The following is a 23,045-nucleotide window of genomic DNA, read 5'->3' on the forward strand; positions in this document are numbered from 1 at the left end:
TCATGCTGATAATTTTAGAATCACAGGAGTACCATGTACTCCAAAATAAAATAACTTGACAAAGGTTATCTGCCAACTCTATCTAAATATGAACAATAGATTATCGCTTTGTTATGTCACAAAGTAAATCCTGACGTTTTCTATCCTAATAATCCTAAGTATCTGTTCTTCGTATCTACGGAGATGAACCGAGAATAACAGCGTGGTCATTCGATTGGCTATCATCATTATTTACCTGTGTTTACGGGAATGAGAACCACTGGTGTTTCTGGGTGTGGTCGCAATTAAAGAAAGAGGCGTGATATTGATGAGCAAATTAGGTCCACTTGATTGTATTGACTGTCAGAATATCCTGAAACACTGGGTAGAGTTCCAATTGGTAGATGAGCAAGGCAAGCCGATCGTGAATATGCCTTACCTGTTGAGAAGTCGGGAAAATCCGCGAGATGAACGTCGGGAAGTAACGGATGGTTTTGGTGTGCTCAGGGAAGAAACCTTTCCGCCCCATCCGGTGACGTTGTATATCGGTGCTCAGGAGCTGGCGAATGAGATGGAGAGGCAGCCGTTGCGGGAAAAACGTGGTGAAGAAGCGTCGGTGGTGAAGCCAAAAGCGGAAGCTGAAGGCCATCAATATCGCTATGTGACTATCGGGCAAATCAGTGATGGGTTGCCGGTGCTTAAAGGATGGGACCCCAAAGATATCCCACCTCCCTATCATTTTCCTGATCCGGAACCAAAAGGCTATCAGGTCCATCCGTTAAATCAGCGGTATGTATTGGAAGTGTGTCCATACCGGGCCTGGGTTTTGCTGTTGCATCATCAGAAAGAGTATTCCATTGTAAATGCCTATAATCAGTGTTTGATGAGCGTGTTGGCCTACGCTGATGGGGATATTAATATTGAAGGTTCTGTTAAACATTTTTTTAACCGGCAAATGGTGGATGTTTCGAAGTTGCCTTATCAGGTGGAAAAAGCGTCGGCGGCACCTGTGGTTTATAATGTGCCGTTTAGTGAACGTTATACTCAGGTGGAGTTTATTGATTCACAAGCTGGAGATAATAAACAGGGTGATACCAAACTGTTTTATGCTGCCAGTAAGAAAGATGTGATTGTTAGTTGGCGAGGCACGGCTACTCTGGAAAATTACCTGACTGATGCCACCTTTCAACCATTGGCTTTAAGCTGTGATGATGACAAAGCATTATGCAGTGGGTTTATCCATAGTGGTAAAGTGCACAAAGGATTTTGGGAAGCGTTTAATTTGGTTGGAGAATTAATAGTCCCCAGTGATAAAACTAAAGTTACAACAGTATTCAGTGACATTCTGGACTTAGCTAAAAACAAACGATTATTTATTTGTGGCCATAGTTTGGGAGGAGCATTGGCATTACTGCATAGCGCACAACTGAAAGAACATAATCCTTGCCTCTACAGTTATGGGATGCCGAGAACATTGACCCGCAGTGCGGTAGAGGAATTGTCTTCCATTATCCATTATCGCCATGTTAATGAAGATGACCCTATCCCTTCGGTGCCTTTTGAGCAGGATATGGATAATAGATTTTTTAATTACTGGGCGCCGGCGGGGTATGAATGGGCAATGATAAAGTTGTTGCCACCGTCACCGATTTTTAAAGCCATTAAACGAGCGACTGACAGTAAAGAAATCTATTTGCATCATGGTAAGGTTGTTCATTTTTTTCAAGCTAACAGTTGCCCAGAATGGCTGATTTCCGCCAGGAATGTCCCCTTTATAACGGGTGTAACTGAAGAAGTATTGAATAACACCACCAAGCTGTATTTAATTCCTGAATTAAACCCGGAAACAGAAAAAGATTTTTCTCTGGCCGGTGAGCAGCAAAATGCGTTGTTTAATCAGCTCAGTCAACAAGAAAAAGAAGAACTGTTTGTTGAAAACAGAGGGGCTGATTTAAAAGGGGGATTTGGCTTTTCTAATCATAGCTCGTATAAATATGCGGGTTATATAGATAAGCGCCTCAGAGAGTTATGCGAACCGGATAAGATTACGGTCTATCAGGACAGTCAGCGTCAATTTAAGGCGACAATGGATAATGATAAGATGCTTATCCCTGACAACATTTACTATCGTAATCTCTATTTTCTGGATATGGACAAACAGTTAATAAAATCACTGACCGTCAGCCAACAGGAAGAATAGGGAACACTGGCCTTACAACATTACTGCGAGAAGAAGGAACTGTCAGTATGAAAATATTGAAAATAACGTTGCTCTTATTATTTCTCTATTTTATTTACTGGGCGTTTGGCGATACCTTTTTTAACTGGCTTTTTCCCTTTTCATCTGCCGGGAAGGAACAGTTAATTACCGTAGAAGGGATAGCACCGAAATATACCAAACCGTATGTGTCCGCACAGTATATATCAAGAGATTGTCTTAGATATCAGTTTGATGCTGGTATGTCACCTTATAAGGTACCGACTTATTATGGATTGGATTTGGATGTAAAAGCTGATCCACAAACCGGTTATTTTCAGGCAAAGTTACCCTTTAATGGCGGAGGCTGGTGTAAATGGAAAATCAATCAAGCCTCTGTGGCGGTGGGGTATACCGATGTTAGCCACCTGATGAAAAATGCTATTCCCTATGCGGGCACAGGATTAACTGCATTTATCAACGATGCTGCCCAAACAAATATTAGCGAAATAGCGGCATCAAATACCATAGATTTCAGTCCGGTTATTTACCCTGTTTTGAAGGTAGTTGAAGGGCGTCCGAACAGAATTTTCTTGCAGGGTGAAGTATCAAAAACGCGTTCCTTTCGGCTGAAATTAACTCCAGGAGCCGAGTGGAAAATTATCTTTAAACCCAAACTGGATGAAACCAAAATGGCAAAGGTGACTGTGACTGACGGGAAAGGCGAATGGGTTGAATATCCCGGTGGAAAAATTGACAACGGTACTCAAATAGTCGATTTTCGGTATATGTATATGTATATGTATATGTATATGTATATGAAGTAATGCTATCAGAGTTGTTCGCTATTTATCTCTAATAAGATAAATAGCGAGAGCTGACCTTAGAGCGCAATTCTGTTACGGGTTTTCATCAAGAAAACACAAAAAATTCCACCCAGTGAGATAGCTTTGGCATTCCATAGACTAGAGGAAATGAAACGTGAAGAAGTATAAAACCCATCCAGAAGTTTTAGCTGAAATGATGGAAAACCCAGAATTTAAAGCCGCTTATGAAGCTGAGGAACACAAAGAAAGATTGCAAGAAACTTTAGCTGAATGCCGTAAATTCGCTGGACCGACTCGTTCACAATTTGCTGAAAAAATGGGAGTTACTCCGCCGACATAACGAAAATGGAAAACAATGTAACAAAAGCCAGCATAGAGACATTAGCACGCTATACTCGTGCCTGTGGGGTCAAGAACCCACAAATTATGTTGTAATTCTCGTGTACAATGGGGTTTGGGGTAATTCCCAATCCCCCCTCTTTTCTTGCTTCACTATTTTTTGCAAGCGTCTGGTTAGATAAATATGAAACTTATGGTTTCAAATGGAACAATGATCAAGCTATTTAGCGCATTACAATAATGAACGGACACATATAAGGCGCATTTACCAAGTTTAAAATGAGATTTTCAGTAATCAATCCCCAATTTCTTTAAACGTGAGATCAATGTCGTTGGGTTCATTCCCAACAATTTTGCTGCGCCGTCATCACCGAAAATTTTCCCTTTACATTGTTTAACCGCAAGAGAGAAATTTTTAATTTCCAAGTCTTTCAGTTGTTGCATGGTCAGCACGTCTTCGATTTGTTGAAGTTCATTATGAATATTCCGATGCGTAGTTTCATTTTGCTGTTGATCTTGTTCTAGCAAATATTTAAAAGAAACAGCACCTTGTTTGGCTGTAATGAGTGCACGTTCAATGACATTTTGCAGCTCACGAATATTACCAGGCCAGTCATATTGCTGTAGTCCTAAAATATGCTTTTGTGAAAATGGCAGATAATTAATTTTACGTTTGTCACAAATCAACTTAGTAAAATGTGTAACCAAAAGCGGAATATCTTCTTTACGGTCACGTAAAGCAGGGGCATAAATCGGGAATACATTTAAACGGAAATACAGGTCTTCACGAAAACGTTTGTGTTTAACTTCTTCTTTTAAATTGCGGTTGGTGGCGGCGATAATCCGCACATCCACATGCCGCGTTTTTTCTTCACCGACCCGTTCAAAGGTGCCTTCCTGCAATACACGCAGCAGCTTACTTTGTAACTCTATAGGAATTTCGCCAATTTCATCTAAAAACAATGTGCCTTGGTCTGCCAATTCAAAACGTCCGACACGGTCACGCACAGCCCCAGTAAATGCACCTTTGACATGTCCGAAAAATTCACTTTCAAACAGTTCCGAAGGAATGGCGGCACAGTTGACCCGAATAAGTGGTTGCTGTTTACGGTGACTGGATTGGTGAATAGCACGGGCAATCAGTTCTTTGCCTGTACCTGATTCACCATAAATCATCACGTTGGCATCAGTTGTGGCAACTACCTCGATTTTTTCAATAATCTGTAAAATGGATGCACTACTACCAATAATTTCATGATATTGATTTTCTTGTAAAATTTCCTCTTGCAGATATTCATTTTGCTGTTCCAAGCGGCTTTTTAAATCTTGCAGTTCTTCAAGGGCATGGGTCAGTTGTTTTTCGGTATTCAGCCGATCGGTAATATCACGGAACACCACTACCGCACCAATAATTTCACCGTGACGAATCACAGGGGTACTGGTAAATTCCACTGGAAAGCAACTGCCATCACGACGCCAAAAAATTTCCTGAATACCTTCATGTACAATACCATCATGTACCGCCGCATAAATCGGGCACTCTTCTTCAGGATAGGGTTCACCATTTTCATGGGTATGGTGATGAATCTGATGGATATTGTTACCCAGAGTATCTTCAGGTTGCAGCCCCAACATTTTCGCCCCGACAGGGTTAATAAAGGTACACAAGCCTTGTTTGTTGATACTGTAAATACCGTCACCGACTGAACTCAGCAATAAATGTTTACCTGTGTCGGAGTCAATAAACAGTTCTTGTAAGGCTTGCTGTTCTTTTAAACCTGCGCTGATGACTTTATCGGTATTTTTATTGAGTTGACACAGTTCTAAATCTTCGACATCCATCAGCGACCATATCAACAAAGTTTTGTTTTTATAGGACAATGAAACGGAAGTAATATCCAACTGGATTCTTTCGCCATTTTTATCCAAGGTATACAGCTCATCGTTCCAAGCCCATCCCTTTGCCAAAGCGCCTTCGGTAAATGCCACAAGGTATGGCAGTTGTCTGAAATGACCAAAAATGGAAGTCACTGTTTTTTTAATAATTTCATGACGTTCATAACGTAATAGTTTGGTGGCACTGATATTCATATCAATAAATCGGTTTTGATATGGGTCCAGCACAATTAATGCCTGTGACGTGTGTTCAAACACCAACGGGCGAATTGAATCTTCAGAAACGACCCAATCCGAGATAAAGTCAGTTGTATTCATACTATGAATTTTCATAATTTAAGTTATGGAATTTCATAATACTACGAAAAATCGTAACTTCCCAGCAGTTCAATTTATCTCCACAAAAATATTTTTATAAAAATTAAATGTTATTTTTCAATTTGATATAAATTAACCTCTTCCCAAAAGTATAACTTGGCACAGCTCTCGCATTAATACAGTCAGACTAGACTACATGTTGGTTCATTCCCAAATAACATTGAACTAGGAGGCTGCTATGCCAAACATTGATATCGAACAATATAAAGATGGCGATTTTCTCGTTGATTATGAAGAAAAAGTGTTTGAGGACGTCAAAGCCCAGCCGGGTGAAAAAGCATTGGTGACTTTCCATACCGTTGCATTTGAAGGATCAATTGGACTGCTCAACGTGTTACAGGCAAAGCGTTTATTGCGTAAAGGCTTTGAAACAAAAATTTTGCTTTACGGCCCAGGCGTGCAGTTGGGTGTACAACGCGGTTTTCCAACTTTAGGAGCAGAAGCTTTTCCGGGTCATCTGGCCGTCAATAATCAGTTGAAAGCCTTTATGGCAGAAGGTGGCGAAGTCTATGCCTGCCGTTTTGCATTGCAAGCGATGTACGGTCAAACTGAAAAAGCGCTTATTCCAGGGATTCGTCCTATTAATCCACTGGATGTGATGGACTTAAAACTGCTGATGCGTCGTGACAATGCCTTAATCATTGATACTTGGACTGTCTAAGTAAACATAAACTATACCCTATGGATTTCAAAAAGATAACGGGTATATAAGGGGATAAGGTTATGAACCGAATAATTAAAGCTGCCGCAGTGCAATGTAGTCCAGTGCTTTATAGTCAGTCCGCAACGGTAAAAAAAATTTGTGACATTATTTTAGAGCTTGGAAAACAAGGAGTGCAATTTGCAGTCTTTCCTGAGACCATCGTGCCTTATTACCCTTATTTTTCCTTTGTACAACCGCCATTTGCCATGGGTAAAGAACATTTAAAGCTGTTGAATGAATCGGTGGTTGTACCTTCTGAAGCAACCTTAGCGATTAGTCAAGCCTGTCTTGAGGCCAACATGGTGGTATCGATTGGCATTAATGAACGTGCGGGCAGTACGATTTACAACGCGCAACTGTTATTTGATGCTGATGGTTCAATCATTCAGCATCGCCGCAAAATTACCCCAACTTACCATGAACGAATGGTGTGGGGGCAAGGTGATGGCAGCGGTTTACGTGCCATTAATTCTGCGGTGGGACGTATTGGTTCGCTGGCATGTTGGGAACATTACAACCCGTTGGCACGTTTTGCCTTAATGGCAGATGGTGAGCAAATTCATGCCGCCATGTTTCCTGGTTCGTTGGTAGGGCAAGTTTTTGCCGATCAAATCCGCGCCACCATTCAACACCATGCATTAGAATCCGGCTGTTTTGTGATCAACGCCACCGCATGGCTGCATCCTGAACAGCAACAGCAGATTATGCAGGATACTAGCTGTGATATCGGTCCAATTTCGGGAGGATGTTTTACCGCCATTGTCTCTCCCGAAGGCAAATTCCTGGCTGAACCAGTTACACAAGGAGAAGGTTATTGCATTGCCGATCTGGACTTTAGACTGATTGATAAACGCAAACGCATGATGGATTCGATTGGACATTACAGCCGTCCTGAATTGCTCAGCTTATTGATTGATCGTCGTCCAACACATGTATTACACGATCTGCAAGTTGAAACATCAGATCAAAGTCATCTCGAAAAGCTCTCAAAACTCAATGAAAAACATGTCGAAACCGTATTGATGTAAACCAATCGATAGGGGGTAAAGATGTCTGCAATACAACTATTGACCGATTTGCAATGTAATGGTCTGAAATGGGAAGGAAAATTTGGCTTGTCCCGTAAAGGCGGCGCAGGACCAAGTGATCATAAAGCGCTGAGTCTTGACGGGCAGACCATGATGATTCCTGTGCTGAACCTTGCAGCACAAGATTCTCCCTATACCGCAAGACCTGAACCGTACTCCGACAAGGTGATTGTCTTTAAAAACCGGATTCCTGTAGCGACCTTAACGGCACCGGCGCGACCACGTTTTTATGATTTAAAAACCGCTGAAGGCATTGCCTACGAACAAATTGCAACCTTACATAGCCGTGATGTGTTGGCAACAACGGTGTTACAGCATTGCATTCGTATGAAGGACAAAGCAACTGCATGCCAATTTTGCTCGATTGATCAGTCTTTAAAAGAGGGTCGAACTTTGATCCGTAAACTCCCGGAACAATTGGCAGAAGTGGCGAAAGCAGCCGTTGAACTAGATGGTGTCAAGCAAATGGTGATCACCACCGGTACGCCAAATACGGGAGATCGTGGAGCCAAAATTTTATATGACTCAGTTAAAGCGATTAAGGCGCAAGTAGATTTACCGATACAAGTACAGTGCGAACCACCCGATAATTTTGCCTGGTTTCAGCGTTTAAAAGATGCAGGAGCGGTATCGATTGGCATGCACCTTGAGGCAGTGAGCGAGCATGTACGGCAGAAAATTATGCCGGGCAAAGCCGAAGTATCGTTGGAAAAATATTTTGCGGCATTTGAGGCTGCCGTTGCGGTGTTCGGTCGAGGACAAGTCAGTACCTACATTTTGGCCGGTTTGGGCGATACCGAACTGGAAATCATCGAGATGACCGCCAAGCTAACCGAAATTGGGGTATACCCATTTGTGGTCCCATTTGTGCCGATTCGAGGTACCCCCTTAGAGCATCACCCTAAACCCGATCAAGCCTTTATGCAGTCGCTTTACCCGAAAATTGGACAGCAACTCAAACAGCATGGTTTGAACTCGGAAAATACTCAAGCCGGCTGTGCCAAATGTGGCGCTTGCTCTGCGCTGAAAGCATATGAATAAGGAGAGTGTGATATGGAACTTTCTCACTATTCTTATGAAGGTCTGAAACCATTTCTTAGCGATGACATTGCCATCAAAATTGTGTCAGAAGATTGGGAACGTCGCCAATATTATCGTTTGCGTGAAATGACCTTTCGCGATGAACAGAAAATCTTGCAAGAAGATCATGACGAATATGATGTTAAAGCATTAGGTATCGTTGCCATTGGGAAAATATTTGGTGAGCATGACCGAGTGATTGGTGCCGTGCGGATTTTCCCTGATGGCGAACAGACATGGTATGGCGGGCGTTTATGCGTAGAACCTTTATATCGACGTCGCCACATCATTGGTAAAGCGTTAATCAATACCGCGGTATCGACCGCCAAAAACCTGGGATGCCGTACTTTTTTAGCCACCGTGCAAAGTCAAAATGAACACTATTTCCAAAGGTTGTGTTGGGATAGTTTGCGTCAGTTGACCGTTGCTAACATTCCACATGTATTGATGCAGGCACAGATTGAAAACTATCCATTACCGCATGTCCCGATGCAAACCTATATGCAGAAGGAGACGCAATGATGGAACTCAATCAATTACTCGAAACGTTAAAACAGACACCCGCTATGCAGTCCAAACAGGCGATAGCTAACCGTGTTTCAATCAATACAACTTGCCATGTGGATTCATTGGATAACTTATATACCTATCCCGGAGATGACACAGCGGCAGTGTTGCTAAATGGTCAATATATATTGCACGCCTGTGAAGGCATGTTACCCAGTTTTGTGGCCAATCATCCTTATTTTGCAGGATGGTCAGCGGTCATGGCGAATATTAGTGATATTGCCGCAATGGGTGGTCGGGCATTGTCAGTAGTGAACAGTTTTTGGCATAACAATAGCGAACATGCCCAGTTGTTAATGCAAGGTATGCAGGATGCTTGTCGTGCTTATGGTGTGCTATTAGTCGGTGGACATACCAATTTCGGCGTAGTTTATCAGACCACTTTATCCGTTGCGATTCAAGGCATGGCGCAAAAACTGCTCTCAGTGTTGCATGTCAAACCACAACAAAAAATTCTGATTGCTTTAAATTTACAAGGACAATTCCACCCCAATACCACTTATTGGAAATGCTTTGAGCGGGTGCCTGACCGCATTTTACAGTCACAGATTGCCCTGTTGCCGCAATTAGCAGAGGCAAATCTGGTTCATGCCGCCCGTGATATTAGCAATGCCGGCATTTTAGGCAGTTTGTTGATGCTGCTCGAAGCTACGGCATCGGGAGCACATATCAACTTAAATACCATTCCTAAACCTGATGATGTGGACTGGTTTAAATGGCTACAAATTTTCCCCAGTTTTGGTTTTTTACTGACTGCCGATGCAAATGAATGTGAAGAAATTATCGAGCTGTTTCATCGTCAGGGCATTACCTGCGCGGTGATTGGTGAAACCAATGTCAGTGGTGCAGTTGCCGTGCAACAACAACAACAGTGCGACATATTTTGGGATTTTAACAACCAAATGTTTACCGGTTTTTGTTATGCCGATGCTTTAAAAAAGTTACCGGCTCAATCCATACAAATTGATCCTAAAAGTCAGCAGGAGTCGATGTTATGCCCAGTGTGAATTTTACTGTGAAATGGCCTGATGGGAAGTTGACTCAATATTACTCCCCCTCAACAGTAATTTATGAATATCTGTCCAGTGGTCAACGTTATCCAAGTACACAGTTCTTACACCAAGTTGAAAATGGTCTGCACGCCGCATCGGAAAGGGTACAGGCGCGCTATGGCTTTTCCTGTAGTTCGGCCATGGATAATCTGGCCCTGATCAAACGCCAGGCCAAACTCTTCGGACTAAGTCCGGAAGATCAAATTGAAGTTATTGAAATGACAAATCAATGAGAGGAATATTCCATGTTAAGTATCCAAAATCAAATGTTACAGCCCAATTATGATGTGGTGATTGTTGGTGGTGGTCAGGCTGGTTTATGTATCAGTCATTATTTACAAAAAGCAGGCATTGACCATGTGATATTGGAAAAAGAATCCGAATTGACCCATAGCTGGCGTCGTAAACGCTGGGATAATTTTACCTTAGTGACTCCGAACTGGCAGTGTCTATTGCCTGAACATCCTTATCAGGGAAAAGACCCTGACGGCTTTATGACAAAGCCTGAGATTGAGGCATATCTTGATGAGTTTATTGAAAAAACAAATCCTCCTACCATTTTAAATATTCAGGTAGAACATGTGAAAAAAGTGGCGGCACATGAGTTTGTCATTAAAACCAATCACGGTACAACCACAGCCAAACAGCTTGTCGTTGCAGCGGGTGGGTATCACACTCCGATTTATCCAAAACTAAGCGATGCCTTGCCGGAGCATGTGAAAGTGATGCATTCGGAAGAGTATTTAAATGCAGATCAACTGCCTGAAGGTGCGGTGTTGGTGGTTGGGTCAGGGCAGTCCGGTGCACAGATTGCCGAAGATTTACATCTGGCAGGCAAAAAAGTCTATTTATCGACAGGCAATGCACCACGTTGTGCCCGATTCTATCGCGGTAAAGATGTGGTGAAGTGGCTGTTTGATATGGGTTATTACGAAACTACTGTCAACAATCATCGTTATAGTGAAGAAGTACGTAACAGCACCAACCACTATGTCACTGGGCGTGATGGTGGGCGTGATATTGACCTGCGTAAATTTGCCTTAGAAGGTATGCAACTGTTCGGATATTTTGATGACTTTAAAGAAGGTCAATTCTGGTTTAGTCCAAATTTATCAGAAAACCTGGACAGTGCCGATGCCACTTATAATCGCATTAATGCCTCGATTGATGAGTATTTAGAGAAAAACAATATTGTAACCGATGAACCTTCATCGGTGTATCAACCTGTTTGGCAACCTGAACAGGAAATCACCCACATTGATTTAGCAAAAGAAAACATTACTTCCGTGATTTGGTGTATTGGTTTTAGACCAGATTATTCATGGCTTGATTTAGATATTTTCCAAGCCAATGGTTATCCAGAGCATGATCGCGGTATTACCATTGATCCAGATGTCACATTTATTGGTTTACCATGGTTATATACATGGGGTTCTGGACGTTTTCTCGGGATCGATCAGGATGCCGCCTATGTGGTGCAGCATATTGGGCAACAAATAAGTCAGCAAAATATACATATGTTATCTACTTTAATTAAAGGTGCTAAATCTGAAATTAAAGGTAAAAGAATATCACATTCAGGGGAGCCCATATAAAGGCATAACGACGAGTCATTAGCATCTCTCTATTATTTAACGTTGATAATATCGATCATTTCAACAATTGATGACATAATCATTATAAGAATAATAGTTCCCCAAAAACATATCATAAGTGTTTTATATTTATTCCCTGATATTTATCTGAGAATTAACTAATGTAAAAATCATATCTAATTCATCACTAATGTATTAATATATAATAAGAGAAAAACTTTCAGTCATTATTAAATTCATACTAAATAATATACCTCTTCGATAAATAAAGTACTTTGGCCTTTAGCTAAGGATAAAAAACATGAAAAATGACACTTTATATGACCCTATTGCACATCTTTACGAGAGCTTTTCAGATGCTGCTGACCATATCAAAGTAGAAATCAGAACTATCTTCAATCTGGCAGGAGATATACACGGGAAATCAGTGTTAGATTTAGCCTGTGGATATGGTCTCTTTAGTCGAGAATACAAAAATCGTGGTGCGTCAAAAGTCATTGGAGTCGATATATCAGATAACATGATAGCAATTGCGAAAAGCAAATCACAACAATCCGGTGACGATATCGAATTTCACGTAAGAGATGTCTGCAAGATGGAGTCATTTGGCAAATTTGACATAGTCAATACAGCCTGGTTATTCTGCCATGCAGAATCTATTGAAGACCTTGAAACTATGTTCCGTGTCATTGCCGCTCATCTCAAGCCTTCCGGTAAACTAATTGCGTATACCGTTGAACCTGATTATCGATTAGAAAAAGGGAATTATGAAAATTATTGTATAAAAATTCTGAGTGAAGAACCCGTGAAAGACACAACCCTCCTGAGAGCTGAATTTCTTACCATACCACCCAGCCCTTTCACTATGTATCATTGGAGTCGTGAACAATATCAAGCAGCGATCCAAAAAGCGGGGTTCAAACAATTTAGATGGCAAAAACCAATGCTGTTAAAAAGCGATATTGATAATCATCCCCTAGGTTTTTGGGATGATTATCAACGAAATTGCCTTGATACAGCTCTTGTCTGTCAGTTTTAACCAGATAACCCCGAAATCAGCGGTCTTTCCTACACAAATCCCCCGATGAAAATCGAGGGATTTTTTTGAATTTCCTTCGAGCCGCTTTCCCCAGCGCACTGGAAAGCCCCCCCAAATTTGACGATCAATTTAAATTAGGAAAAATGAGAAAACCTAAGAATCAGTTTAATACAAATGGAAAAGTTTAAATATGCAACAATAAACGGAAAAACAATACATTTATCAATAACTCTCCTCCGTTTATTTTATATTTATTTAACCAACCTGACCATTTAAAATCGCTAATATAAATAGATTAAAACTTTTATATAACATGTGTATTTAACTCAATAAATTAATTTTTCAGATAAATATTAATTTGCGCTTAATAGAAACCCATTAAACATTAAAAAAATTAAAAATAAATCAGCGAGAAAAACATGAGATAAACAGGTTCATATTAAAATATTTTCTCACCGTTATGTTATGAATAAAACCATGATAATTAAACTTAATAAAAAGCAAACGCTTCTCAAAAAAAATAAATAGATGAATAGCTTTAATAACGAATATCTTTCATAAAACACAAAGACTCTCATTTACCTGTTCGAGTTAATAGTTTTATTTATCGAAGATAGTTGAGAGAACAGAGTTTAAAACATTCTTAATTTATCATTTTCATGCTTATATATTCATTATTGTTTCATCAGGTTAAATCAGATTTGAGTATGAGGATTTATTCTGTCACTCAGTTTTAAGCATTATAAAAATCCGAGCCTTTAAAGGGCCTAAGTCTATGGTGCTCTCTCATCAGGGATTATTTTAGTCATGATGATGCAGGAATATAATGGCTGACGCGTTGCACTTATCCAACTTTTTGCTATTGTGTAACCGATATGGCTTTTTTTTGCGCAATGATGTTATACTCAAATTGGAAACTCCGTCCGTTAAATACCGATGTGACGAGTTTTGATTTTAAGAACATTAAAGGAAGTTTCACGATGACATATAAACGATACAACCCCTCTTGGGAAGGCTATATGGGGGATTTTCTAACAGGTAATGTTGGGATTAATCAATTTAGGAACCAATATCAGTTCTTTGATGCGATTGATCTTGAGAAACAGTTAAACGAGAATACAACGTATATTGCATTGCTATCCTTAGAGGAAGCGAAAAATGTTTTAGAGGATATTGATTCTCCAAAATCCAAAAGCCCATTTATGAAGAAAATATTTTCGGTTGCCGATCCCATATCACCCTATGCAGGTAATATACGTGACGCTTTTGACTTTACAAATGTAGTAAGAGAATTTAAAAGATTAGGGATTAAAGCTACAGAGTATGTTGGTCAACATGGGCAAAAATATATTAAAATTTCAGGTCATGCGGGACTTAGAAAAATCATCACGGCTTCAAGATACAGCGCTTCTAACATGAAGATAATATCTATGGGGATAGGGCAACAGGGAATAAATAATGGCATAGTTAAGGGAGTTAAATTCAGTATATTATTTTCCGCAGCTTATCGAACGGTTGAATACATCTTCAAAGATGAATATACACTGGCTGATTTCTTAGGCAATATTGCAGTAGATCTGGCTAAAGCGGCAGTGGCAGCTTTTGCTTCTTGGGCTGTGGGTGTTACTCTTTCATTTTCATTTGTGACAGGAGCCAGTGTAATTATTGTGGCTGGTGCAATGCTTTTTGTAGGTGTTCTAACGACATATGCACTTGATTATATAGATAAAAAATTCAAAATTAGTGAAACTGTGATTAATTTGATCAAGAAAGAAATAGAAAGAAGACCAAGAACACCAGAAGCTAATTTCAATCAATTTCTTCATAACTGGGGGAATTATGGCAAATAAGAAAAATATCTTACCAATAATCTGTGCTTTTGCTATTTTTATTTTAGCGCTATCAGGTTTCTTTTTGACTGGGGAAAATTTAATCTCATTAGTTAAAATGGAGGATAAAATAACATTCTCAGGCCATGTTTTTATAATATTTTTCTCTTTTCCTTTTATTTCATATCTTATGATTTTATCTATTCTTGTTAATATAACTGGTCGTTATCCTAAGCATCATGATACCTATGTTAAATATTCAGCCGTAATAGCTTTTTCTTCATTTATTTTAAGTTTCCCTTTATCTTTTTATGTAGATTATAAATTAAAAAATGAAAATTATTTAATATGTAAAAGAATATCCCTGGCGTCACCTAATACCTATGTAAAAGCTATTAAGCTATGTGATTAATACTATTGTGTTTGATTAATTCATAACTGGAGGGATTATGGTAAATAAAAAAGATTTTGCATATTATAGGCGCTTTTGCTTTTCTTATTCTAACGTTATTTACTTTTTTTCGGGCTGGGAAAATTTAATTTCCTTAGTTAAAATGGAAGATAAAATAATATTCTCAGGCCCTGTTTTTATGCTATTTTTTTGATTTTCCTTTGCCTTCGTATTTTATGATGTTTACTATTTCCTTTAATATAATTGGCCGTTGTCCAAAATATCATGATAATTTTATTAACTGTTTTTGGGTGATAGCTATTTTTTCATTCTTTTTAAGTTTCCCCCTGTCTTTTTATGTGGATTATAAATTAAAAAGTGAGAATTATCTGGTATGTTGGTATGTGAAAAAATATCCTAGAGGTCGCCTAATACCTATGTGAAAAACATTAAGCTATGTGATTAATATTATTGTGTTTAATTTATTAATAACTTGGCTTATGGCAAATAGAAAAGAGCTTGTACATACCCGATTAAACTCGCTTTACACTGTTTTAATCGGTCATATTTAAGAAATACTAAAACCAATTCATGTCGCTACTTTTCAAATCATTTTCGTGCCCTGTTAACGCTTAAATATCCATTCAACCCACTTTTTATATCCATTTCCTCCCCAAATACTAAAAGTTCGCTTTACTCTCAATTATACCCGTCATCTTTCAAGTTGCCTCTTTGTTGGCGGCACTCACTCACCCCGGTCACAGAGTTATCTATGCTCCCGGGGATTCGCTCCCTTGCCGTCGCGATACATCTTGAAATCCATTGGGTATAGCATTCAGGAAGGAGAATTCCGCCGATTTGTTAAACTCAGATAATCCGATGCTTCTCTAACTGAGCCTGCCGAGCCGCTTCACGCGCTATACGCCTCTTACGAACATCACAAGGTTCTGGGCAATCACATACTTTCTCTACTCCAATGCTGCTTAAACCACCGCAGCTTCCTTGTATGCTCTTACGTTTAATCATGTAGCCTAACGACATTCCCGCAAAAGCCAGCAGGAAAAAGACGAAGGCTGCAATAAATACTTTCAGCACTTCTTTCCCCTTCTCATTGATTTTTCTGTAGGTATGGCTCAAAGGCTTTACTGTAACGCTCTTCGAAGCCTTTCTTTGTTTTTATAATCATAAAAACCGGGATATTAAGTTTTTCTGCAACTTCCATTCCTTTCTCTGGGCCTAAAACATTCAGTCCAGTAGAAAACCCATCAGCACTCATACAAACTGGAGCAATTACCGTAATAGAGACCAAATTATGGGAAATAGGATTCCCTGTTTTTGGGTCAATCGTATGTGAATAGCGCACACCATCTTGTTCAAAGTAATTACGATAATCACCAGAAGTCGCTATCGACATATTCCCAGGCGTTATCACTTCCTGAGCATTCTGGGCCATGCCAGTGTCAGATGGCTTTTCAATAGCAATCCGCCACGCCAGATCTTTACCATTATGGCCTGATGTACGGACTTCCCCACCAATATCAACCATATAATCTTTGATATTCTGGGATTCCAGATATTCAGCAACCACATCTACACCATAACCTTTAGCAATAGATGACAAATCGACATACAACTCTGGAACGGTTTTAATCAGGTTATTGCCTTCTACCGCCAGTTTCTCAATCCCCGTCCATTCACGGCGTTTTTCCAGTTCACTTGCAGAAGGTGCTTTCGTCACACGACCTTCAGGACCAAAACCCCATAAATTAACCAATGGACCAACCGTCACATCCAATGCGCCATCCGTCAATTTGCTAATATGAATTGCTTCCTTAACGACTTTTGCCGTCGCTGGCGATACAGGGAATGGTTTATTAATTTCACGACTTTGATTAAAACGACTTAATTCAGAATCAGGGCGATAAGTCGACATCTGGTCGTTAACTTCTTCCAGCAAACGATCAATCTCTTTTTGCAGAGTTTCTGGTGAAGGAGCCGATGAATCTGTAACAAATTTAATGGAGTAGTAAGTCCCCATTGTTTGCCCATGAATATTTTTCTGCTCCAGACTATCGCATGCCGCCAGCAGCAATACTGCAAACATTAACGCTATCCAGCTACTTATCTTTTTACGCACAATTAACCACTCTTTCCGAATCGTTAACGCCCACAAAATTGTGGGCGCCAGTCATTAAAATCAAACTATTTATGACTTATCAGCCACCAAAGTCATCTAACATAATGTTCTCATCCTCAACACCGAGATCTTTTAACATCTTAATCACCGCGGCATTCATGACCGGAGGCCCACACATGTAGAACTCACAATCTTCAGGTGCTGGATGATCCTTCAAATAATTCTCATACAGAACATTATGGATAAAGCCGGTGTAACCATCCCAATTGTCTTCAGGCAATGCATCAGATAAGGCAACATTCCAGGTAAAATTTTCATTTTCAGCCGCCAGTTGATCGAAATCCTCTGTATAGAACATTTCACGTTTAGAACGAGCACCATACCAGAAACTAATCTTACGTTTGGAATTCAATCGATTAAGCTGATCAAAGATATGAGAACGCATTGGTGCCATACCTGCACCACCACCGATGAAGATCATTTCCGCATCAGTATCTTTTGCGAAAAATTCACCGAACGGACCAGAAATAATCACTTTATCACCGGGTTTGAGTGACCAAATATAAGAAGACATAATTCCCGGAGGAACTTCTGAATTTTTTGGCGGCGGTGTCGCAATACGGACATTTAGCATGATAATACCGTGTTCTTCCGGGTAATTCGCCATTGAGTAAGCCCGAACTGTTGGCTCTTTCACCTCAGAAACGAAACGAAACAAATTAAATTTATCCCAGTCTTCACGGTATTCTTCTGGCACATCGTAATCCGCATAACGCGCAATATGTGGCCGAGCTTCAATCTGAATATAACCACCCGCACGGAAAGGTACGACTTCCCCATCAGGGATCTTCAATTTCAACTCTTTAATGAAAGTTGCCTTGTTATCATTGGAGATAACTTCACATTCCCATTTCTTAACACCAAATATCTCTTCTGGCAGGTTGATTTTCAGGTTCTGTTTTACATTGACCTGACAAGCCAGACGGCAACCCTCTTTCGCTTCACGCTTATTAATATGAGAAAGCTCTGTCGGCAGAATATCGCCACCGCCATCTTTAATTTTTACGCGGCACTGACCACAAGATCCACCACCACCACAAGCAGAGGATACAAAAATACCCTGGCTTGATAACATATTCAGTAACTTATCACCGGCAGGAGCTGTAAAGCTCTTTTCCGGATCACCATTAACTTCAACTTTGATATCCCCAGTGTTAACTAACTTTGATTTTGCGAACAAAATCAGCGCTGTTAGTACCAACACAATCAGGGTAAACATCACTACGCCTAAAATTACTATATCCATGAACTCTTCTCGCCCTTATAGCTGCACACCGGAGAAGGACATAAAGCCCAATGCCATTAAACCGGTGGTGATAAAGGTGATCCCTAACCCTTTTAAACCAGCCGGAACATCAGCGTATTTCATCTTTTCACGGATAGAAGCCAGCAGAACAATTGCCAACATCCAACCTATACCTGAACCGAAGCCATACACGATGGATTCAGAAAAGTTATAGTCACGTTGTGCCATGAAAGAAACACCACCGAAAATTGCACAGTTAACGGTAATCAGTGGCAAGAAAATGCCAAGAGCGTTATAGAGTGAAGGGAAATAGCGATCAAGGATCATTTCCAGAATCTGCACCAACGCCGCGATTACACCGATAAAGGTGATAAAGTTCAGGAAGCTAAGGTCAACCCCTTCGACCAATGCGCCATCACGCAAAACTAGGTTATACACCAAATTATTGGCAGGAACAGAGATCCCCAACACCACCGTTACAGCAATACCCAGACCGAACGCTGTCGCTACATTTTTCGATACCGCCAGAAAAGTACACATTCCGAGGAAGAAAGCCAACGCCATATTCTCAATAAAGACAGCGCGAACAAACAGGCTAATATAATGTTCCATGTTGTCAGTTATCCTTTCTCAACCTGCGCCGGTTTCAAAGTCCTCAGACCCCAAATCAGCATACCAATAATGAAAAACGCGCTAGGTGCTAACAGGAACAATCCGTTCGGCTGATACCAGCCACCATTCTGTACGGATTCCATAACGGTAATACCAAACAGTTTACCGGAGCCGAACAACTCACGCAGGAAGCCAACCAATACCAGAATAACCCCGTAACCTAAGCCATTACCGATACCATCCATAAAGCTCTCAATGGGAGGAGACTTCATTGCATAGGCTTCTGCACGCCCCATCACAATACAGTTAGTAATGATAAGGCCAACAAATACAGACAGCTGCTTGGAAATTTCATAAGCATATGCCTGCAAGATCTGATCTACCACGATAACCAGTGATGCAATAATTGCCATCTGTACAATAATTCGCACACTGCCAGGGATGTAATGACGGATCAACGAGATAAAAAAGCTGGAAAAAGCAGTAACCAATGTTACCGCCATGGTCATCACCAATGCAGTTTCCAGTTTGGTTGTTACAGCCAGCGCTGAACAGATCCCCAGAACCTGCAATGCAATCGGGTTGTTATCCAATAGTGGCCCAAGAAGGACTCGCTTTATTTCTTTACTATCAGCCATCTTTCAACGCTCCTTCGCGTACTTTTTTCAGGAACGGACCAAAACCGTTATCCCCTAACCAGAAATTAAACATATTCTGGACACCGGTAGAGGTGAGAGTCGCACCAGACAAGCCATCAACACCATGCGGGTCACCAGTAGCAGCGCCGCCACGGACAATTTTGATCGCCGGATTACCTTCGTCGTTATACAGTTTTTTACCTACCCACTGCTTACGCCATTGTGGATTATCAACTTCACCACCCAGCCCCGGTGTTTCACCATGCGAATAATAAGTGATACCACGAGCCGTTCTACCATCCACATCAACGGAGATAAAGGCATACATGACAGACCACAAACCAGAACCATAAACAGGCAAAACGATTTCACTGGTTTTACCCTGCTCATTCTTCACCAGATAGACCTCGGCCATATTGGCGCGACGGCGGATTTTCGCCAGATCCTTCTCAGGTGGTAATGCGATACTGGTATCATCACCGCGCAGTGCATCGTTCAAGTTAAACTTGCCCTGACTGCTTGCAAGCGTTGCAGTCTCCAGATTCAATAACTCAGTTTTAATACGGCTTCTGAACGTTTCTTTAACTTCATCAGCACCCATTTGAGGTTTCAATAAGCCAGCAACATCAAGAATATTACGTTGTTTATCCAGCAGTTTTTGTTCCTGTTGCTGAGATTTCAACCCTACCGCAGAACCTGCTACAACAATTGAGCAAACGAGACATAGCACAAAAACAACGATAAACGTTCTGCCGATGCTGTCATTATTTTTGGGTTTATCATTAGCCACGGGCTTTTCTCCGCTTAATATTGGCTTGCACTACCAGATAATCAAACAATGGCGCAAACAGGTTTGCGAACAGAATCGCCAGCATCATACCTTCTGGGTATGCTGGATTAACAACCCTGATAAGAACACACATCACACCAATCAGAATGCCGTACCACCATTTACCTTTATCAGTAAATGAAGCGGATACCGGATCTGTCGCCATAAAAATCATACCAAAAGCGAAACCACCCAGAACCATATGCCAATACCACTGCATTGCAAACAGAGGATTAGTGTCTGAGCCGATAGCATTCAACAAGTAAGAAGTTGCAACCATACCCAACATGACACCCGCGACAATGCGCCATGAAGCAATGCGGGTAAACAGAATAAGTGCGCCACCGATGAAAATCATCAGAGTAGACACTTCACCGATAGAACCAGGAATATTGCCAATGAAAGCATCCATCCAGGTAACAGGTTGACCGGTAACCGTATTCACTAATCCCTGACTACCACCAGCCGCCCATTGAGATAACGGGGTCGCACCAGAGAAACCATCAGCCGCAGTCCATACCAAATCTCCGGAAATCTGTGCAGGATAAGCAAAGAACAGGAAAGCTCGGCCAGCCAGTGCCGGGTTTAAGAAGTTACGGCCTGTACCACCGAAGACCTCTTTCGCAATGACAACACCGAATGTAATACCCAGCGCCACCTGCCACAGAGGAATCGTTGGTGGAACAATCAACGCAAACAAAATAGAAGTAACGAAAAATCCTTCGTTAATTTCATGTTTACGGATAATGGCAAACAGCACTTCCCAAAAACCACCAACCACAAATACGACGATATAAATGGGCAGAAAGTAAGTTGCACCAAGCAACATTTTACTGCCCCAACCCGCATCCAGTGTCAGTGATGCGCCCAAAAACTGAGCAACACGATAGTGCCAGTCAGATGCCAAAATTTGTTGCAGTTCTGCACCACTGTATAAATGATACAGTGCCGGAATCGCCTGCTGACCAACGTTATACATCCCCCAGAACATTGCCGGGAATACCGCCAACCATACCGTGATCATCATACGCTTTAGATCGATAGCGTCGCGGACATGAGCACGGCCAGAAGTTACTGTACCTGATGTATAAAAAATCGTGGTTACCGCTTCATACAACGGATAATATTTTGCTAACTTGCCCCCGGGCTCAAAGTGGTGCTCAATTTTTTCAAAAAAGTTTTTCAGGCCCATGGATTATCCTTCCTGCTCAATCTTAGTCAGCACTTCACGCAATACCGGACCATATTCATATTTGCCCGGACAGACGTAGGTACAAAGTGCCAAGTCTTCCTCATCTAACTCTAGGCAACCCAGCGCCTGAGCACTGTCGGTATCACCTGCAAGTAAATCCCGCAGCAAATGCGTTGCCATGATATCCAAAGGCATAACACGCTCATAGTTACCGATTGGTACCATAGAACGTTCACCGCCATTAGTTGTGGTTGAAAAAGCAAAACGCTTATTTTTCAGGAAATGGCCAATAGTAGTACGAGTAATGGAAAACTTATCAGAACCCAGCATAATCCAACCGAACAGCTCTTTTTCACGGCCTTCACGCAAAACAGAAACCAGAGTGTGGAAACGGCCAAGATAATGGTGAGCGTCATCTGACTGAGTACCGCACAACACAGAACCTGAAATAATACGGTTTTCACCCTCTTTCAATTGATCCTGAGTCAACTCAAGCAAATCTGCCCCCAGACGGGTACGTATAAGACGTGGCCTCTCAACCTGTGGACCGGCCAATGCAATAACACGGTCAGTATAAAGAGTGCCGGTAGTGAACAACTTACCGATAGCAATCACATCCTGATATCCCAGGTGCCATACAGTTTTAGTCGCACTGGCGGGTTCAATAAAGTGAATGTGAGTTCCAACTAATCCCGCCGGGTGCGAACCAGAGAACTGACTATAAGTGATTTGTGCATTATTACCGACATTCGGCAAACTTCCTACACCGTGGCAAACATGAACTTTACCTTCGGTCAGTTTAGTCAGCACATTCAAGCCATCAATGAAAGCCTCTTCTTCGGTAGCAATAATAACCTGTGGATTTGCAGCCAGAGGCTGAGTATCCATAGCAGTTACAAAAATTGCTTTTGGCGAGGAGCCAGGAACAGGACTTCGGCTGTAAGGGCGGGTACGCAGAGCAGTCCATAACCCAGAATCGATAAGATTCTTTTCTACTTGTTGACAGGATAACTGAGAAAGTTGGGCACGATCATAACGGTCAAAATTAACTTGTTCGTCTCCCGTTATCTCAATCACAATTGACTGTAAAACACGTTGTTCACCGCGATTAATCGCCACAACCTGCCCACAGGCCGGACTGGTGAAAACCACACCTGGATTCTTTTTATCTTCAAAAAGAATCTGCCCTTTCTTAACATGCTCACCTTCCTTAACCAACATAGAAGGACGCATTCCAACATATTCTTCACCCAACAATGCTACGTGGCAAATAGTCGGACCGTCTTCTATCACTTGAGCAGGCACCCCTGCAATCGGTAGGTCGAGTCCTTTTTTAATTTTAATCATAAGATTTGCACAAGTTTATCAATT

Annotated in this window: 22 protein-coding genes and 2 pseudogenes; 15 read left to right on the top strand and 9 right to left on the bottom strand. The window is 41.1% G+C overall.

The features are described from left to right. Positions 1 to 307: 307 nt before the first annotated feature. The 4 genes and pseudogenes from C5469_RS10240 to C5469_RS10255 all read left to right on the top strand — a co-directional run bounded on the left by C5469_RS10240 (position 308) and on the right by C5469_RS10255 (position 3,438). Positions 308 to 2,179 (top strand): lipase family protein, encoded by a 1,872-nt coding sequence (locus C5469_RS10240; RefSeq protein ID WP_166305732.1) that lies wholly within the window; start codon positions 308 to 310, stop codon positions 2,177 to 2,179. Positions 2,180 to 2,226: 47 nt separating this feature from the next. Next, positions 2,227 to 3,003: a hypothetical protein gene (locus tag C5469_RS10245; RefSeq protein ID WP_166305735.1), complete on the top strand. Its 777-nt coding sequence runs from the start codon at positions 2,227 to 2,229 to the stop codon at positions 3,001 to 3,003. Between the two features lie 69 nt (positions 3,004 to 3,072). Beyond that, positions 3,073 to 3,171, top strand: a pseudogene (locus C5469_RS10250) (type II toxin-antitoxin system RelE/ParE family toxin); the annotation flags it as partial. Positions 3,172 to 3,199: 28 nt separating this feature from the next. Then, positions 3,200 to 3,438 (top strand): annotated as a pseudogene (locus C5469_RS10255) (helix-turn-helix domain-containing protein). 192 nt (positions 3,439 to 3,630) lie between these two features. On the opposite strand, the gene C5469_RS10260 reads toward C5469_RS10255, so the two are convergent. Next, on the bottom strand, positions 3,631 to 5,556 hold the full coding sequence (locus C5469_RS10260; RefSeq protein ID WP_207628921.1) for a sigma 54-interacting transcriptional regulator: 1,926 nt from the start codon (positions 5,554 to 5,556) through the stop codon (positions 3,631 to 3,633). A 238-nt stretch (positions 5,557 to 5,794) separates the two neighbouring features. Between C5469_RS10260 and C5469_RS10265 the strand changes: the two genes are divergently transcribed. The 11 genes from C5469_RS10265 to C5469_RS24225 all read left to right on the top strand — a co-directional run bounded on the left by C5469_RS10265 (position 5,795) and on the right by C5469_RS24225 (position 15,403). Further along, on the top strand, positions 5,795 to 6,277 hold the full coding sequence (locus tag C5469_RS10265; protein ID WP_021326334.1) for an MSMEG_0572/Sll0783 family nitrogen starvation response protein: 483 nt from the start codon (positions 5,795 to 5,797) through the stop codon (positions 6,275 to 6,277). Between the two features lie 62 nt (positions 6,278 to 6,339). Beyond that, complete coding sequence (locus C5469_RS10270) at positions 6,340 to 7,347, top strand: Nit6803 family nitrilase (RefSeq protein WP_166305741.1); 1,008 nt, start codon at positions 6,340 to 6,342, stop codon at positions 7,345 to 7,347. Between the two features lie 21 nt (positions 7,348 to 7,368). Further along, positions 7,369 to 8,448 (top strand): MSMEG_0568 family radical SAM protein, encoded by a 1,080-nt coding sequence (locus tag C5469_RS10275; RefSeq protein ID WP_166305744.1) that lies wholly within the window; start codon positions 7,369 to 7,371, stop codon positions 8,446 to 8,448. Between the two features lie 12 nt (positions 8,449 to 8,460). Next, entirely contained in the window at positions 8,461 to 9,009 is a 549-nt protein-coding gene (locus C5469_RS10280; protein ID WP_166305747.1) for an MSMEG_0567/Sll0786 family nitrogen starvation N-acetyltransferase, read from the top strand. Continuing rightward, complete coding sequence (locus C5469_RS10285; protein ID WP_166305750.1) at positions 9,006 to 10,061, top strand: sll0787 family AIR synthase-like protein; 1,056 nt, start codon at positions 9,006 to 9,008, stop codon at positions 10,059 to 10,061. The genes C5469_RS10280 and C5469_RS10285 overlap by 4 nt, the downstream gene beginning before the upstream one ends. Then, positions 10,049 to 10,339: an MSMEG_0570 family nitrogen starvation response protein gene (locus C5469_RS10290; RefSeq protein WP_166305753.1), complete on the top strand. Its 291-nt coding sequence runs from the start codon at positions 10,049 to 10,051 to the stop codon at positions 10,337 to 10,339. The genes C5469_RS10285 and C5469_RS10290 overlap by 13 nt, the downstream gene beginning before the upstream one ends. 12 nt (positions 10,340 to 10,351) lie before the next feature. Then, a complete protein-coding gene (locus C5469_RS10295; protein WP_166305756.1) occupies positions 10,352 to 11,701 on the top strand; it encodes an MSMEG_0569 family flavin-dependent oxidoreductase in 1,350 nt (449 codons plus the stop codon). Between the two features lie 301 nt (positions 11,702 to 12,002). Next, positions 12,003 to 12,740 carry a class I SAM-dependent DNA methyltransferase gene (locus C5469_RS10300; protein WP_166305759.1) on the top strand — a complete coding sequence of 246 codons (738 nt, stop codon included), beginning with the start codon at positions 12,003 to 12,005 and terminating at the stop codon, positions 12,738 to 12,740. Positions 12,741 to 13,720: 980 nt separating this feature from the next. Beyond that, complete coding sequence (locus tag C5469_RS10305) at positions 13,721 to 14,590, top strand: hypothetical protein (protein WP_166305762.1); 870 nt, start codon at positions 13,721 to 13,723, stop codon at positions 14,588 to 14,590. Then, positions 14,580 to 14,981: a DUF1240 domain-containing protein gene (locus C5469_RS10310; protein WP_166305765.1), complete on the top strand. Its 402-nt coding sequence runs from the start codon at positions 14,580 to 14,582 to the stop codon at positions 14,979 to 14,981. The genes C5469_RS10305 and C5469_RS10310 overlap by 11 nt, the downstream gene beginning before the upstream one ends. A gap of 218 nt (positions 14,982 to 15,199) precedes the next feature. Next, complete coding sequence (locus C5469_RS24225; protein WP_339414145.1) at positions 15,200 to 15,403, top strand: DUF1240 domain-containing protein; 204 nt, start codon at positions 15,200 to 15,202, stop codon at positions 15,401 to 15,403. Positions 15,404 to 15,827: 424 nt separating this feature from the next. On the opposite strand, the gene nqrM is transcribed toward C5469_RS24225, so the two are convergent. The 8 genes from nqrM to C5469_RS10355 all read right to left on the bottom strand — a co-directional run bounded on the left by nqrM (position 15,828) and on the right by C5469_RS10355 (position 23,021). After that, positions 15,828 to 16,055: a (Na+)-NQR maturation NqrM gene (gene nqrM, locus C5469_RS10320; protein WP_166306078.1), complete on the bottom strand. Its 228-nt coding sequence runs from the start codon at positions 16,053 to 16,055 to the stop codon at positions 15,828 to 15,830. Positions 16,056 to 16,068: 13 nt separating this feature from the next. Then, positions 16,069 to 17,097 carry an FAD:protein FMN transferase gene (locus C5469_RS10325; RefSeq protein WP_339414068.1) on the bottom strand — a complete coding sequence of 343 codons (1,029 nt, stop codon included), beginning with the start codon at positions 17,095 to 17,097 and terminating at the stop codon, positions 16,069 to 16,071. Between the two features lie 79 nt (positions 17,098 to 17,176). Next, a complete protein-coding gene (gene nqrF / locus C5469_RS10330) occupies positions 17,177 to 18,403 on the bottom strand; it encodes an NADH:ubiquinone reductase (Na(+)-transporting) subunit F (RefSeq protein WP_166305768.1) in 1,227 nt (408 codons plus the stop codon). Positions 18,404 to 18,418: 15 nt separating this feature from the next. Beyond that, on the bottom strand, positions 18,419 to 19,015 hold the full coding sequence (gene nqrE / locus C5469_RS10335) for an NADH:ubiquinone reductase (Na(+)-transporting) subunit E (protein WP_015835373.1): 597 nt from the start codon (positions 19,013 to 19,015) through the stop codon (positions 18,419 to 18,421). Positions 19,016 to 19,023: 8 nt separating this feature from the next. Continuing rightward, positions 19,024 to 19,653: an NADH:ubiquinone reductase (Na(+)-transporting) subunit D gene (locus C5469_RS10340; RefSeq protein ID WP_166305771.1), complete on the bottom strand. Its 630-nt coding sequence runs from the start codon at positions 19,651 to 19,653 to the stop codon at positions 19,024 to 19,026. Then, positions 19,646 to 20,443 carry a Na(+)-translocating NADH-quinone reductase subunit C gene (locus C5469_RS10345; RefSeq protein ID WP_166305774.1) on the bottom strand — a complete coding sequence of 266 codons (798 nt, stop codon included), beginning with the start codon at positions 20,441 to 20,443 and terminating at the stop codon, positions 19,646 to 19,648. The genes C5469_RS10340 and C5469_RS10345 overlap by 8 nt, the downstream gene beginning before the upstream one ends. Next, on the bottom strand, positions 20,436 to 21,674 hold the full coding sequence (locus tag C5469_RS10350; RefSeq protein ID WP_166305777.1) for an NADH:ubiquinone reductase (Na(+)-transporting) subunit B: 1,239 nt from the start codon (positions 21,672 to 21,674) through the stop codon (positions 20,436 to 20,438). The genes C5469_RS10345 and C5469_RS10350 overlap by 8 nt, the downstream gene beginning before the upstream one ends. Positions 21,675 to 21,677: 3 nt before the next feature. Then, positions 21,678 to 23,021, bottom strand: coding sequence for a Na(+)-translocating NADH-quinone reductase subunit A (locus C5469_RS10355; protein WP_166305780.1), 1,344 nt, complete (start codon positions 23,019 to 23,021; stop codon positions 21,678 to 21,680). Positions 23,022 to 23,045 lie beyond the last annotated feature (24 nt).

Source organism: Photorhabdus cinerea (genome assembly GCF_011189575.1).
In the GTDB taxonomy this organism is placed as follows: Bacteria; Pseudomonadota; Gammaproteobacteria; order Enterobacterales; family Enterobacteriaceae; genus Photorhabdus; species Photorhabdus cinerea.

Bases quoted from the DNA above. Each gene is read 5' to 3' on its own strand.
- C5469_RS10240 (WP_166305732.1), top strand. From the start codon at position 308: ATGAGCAAATTAGGTCCACTTGATTGTATTGACTGTCAGAATATCCTG.
- C5469_RS10245 (WP_166305735.1), top strand. From the start codon at position 2,227: ATGAAAATATTGAAAATAACGTTGCTCTTATTATTTCTCTATTTTATT.
- C5469_RS10260 (WP_207628921.1), bottom strand. From the start codon at position 5,556: ATGAATACAACTGACTTTATCTCGGATTGGGTCGTTTCTGAAGATTCA.
- C5469_RS10265 (WP_021326334.1), top strand. From the start codon at position 5,795: ATGCCAAACATTGATATCGAACAATATAAAGATGGCGATTTTCTCGTT.
- C5469_RS10270 (WP_166305741.1), top strand. From the start codon at position 6,340: ATGAACCGAATAATTAAAGCTGCCGCAGTGCAATGTAGTCCAGTGCTT.
- C5469_RS10275 (WP_166305744.1), top strand. From the start codon at position 7,369: ATGTCTGCAATACAACTATTGACCGATTTGCAATGTAATGGTCTGAAA.
- C5469_RS10280 (WP_166305747.1), top strand. From the start codon at position 8,461: ATGGAACTTTCTCACTATTCTTATGAAGGTCTGAAACCATTTCTTAGC.
- C5469_RS10285 (WP_166305750.1), top strand. From the start codon at position 9,006: ATGATGGAACTCAATCAATTACTCGAAACGTTAAAACAGACACCCGCT.
- C5469_RS10290 (WP_166305753.1), top strand. From the start codon at position 10,049: ATGCCCAGTGTGAATTTTACTGTGAAATGGCCTGATGGGAAGTTGACT.
- C5469_RS10295 (WP_166305756.1), top strand. From the start codon at position 10,352: ATGTTAAGTATCCAAAATCAAATGTTACAGCCCAATTATGATGTGGTG.
- C5469_RS10300 (WP_166305759.1), top strand. From the start codon at position 12,003: ATGAAAAATGACACTTTATATGACCCTATTGCACATCTTTACGAGAGC.
- C5469_RS10305 (WP_166305762.1), top strand. From the start codon at position 13,721: ATGACATATAAACGATACAACCCCTCTTGGGAAGGCTATATGGGGGAT.
- C5469_RS10310 (WP_166305765.1), top strand. From the start codon at position 14,580: ATGGCAAATAAGAAAAATATCTTACCAATAATCTGTGCTTTTGCTATT.
- C5469_RS24225 (WP_339414145.1), top strand. From the start codon at position 15,200: ATGTTTACTATTTCCTTTAATATAATTGGCCGTTGTCCAAAATATCAT.
- nqrF (WP_166305768.1), bottom strand. From the start codon at position 18,403: ATGGATATAGTAATTTTAGGCGTAGTGATGTTTACCCTGATTGTGTTG.
- nqrE (WP_015835373.1), bottom strand. From the start codon at position 19,015: ATGGAACATTATATTAGCCTGTTTGTTCGCGCTGTCTTTATTGAGAAT.
- C5469_RS10340 (WP_166305771.1), bottom strand. From the start codon at position 19,653: ATGGCTGATAGTAAAGAAATAAAGCGAGTCCTTCTTGGGCCACTATTG.
- C5469_RS10350 (WP_166305777.1), bottom strand. From the start codon at position 21,674: ATGGGCCTGAAAAACTTTTTTGAAAAAATTGAGCACCACTTTGAGCCC.
- C5469_RS10355 (WP_166305780.1), bottom strand. From the start codon at position 23,021: ATGATTAAAATTAAAAAAGGACTCGACCTACCGATTGCAGGGGTGCCT.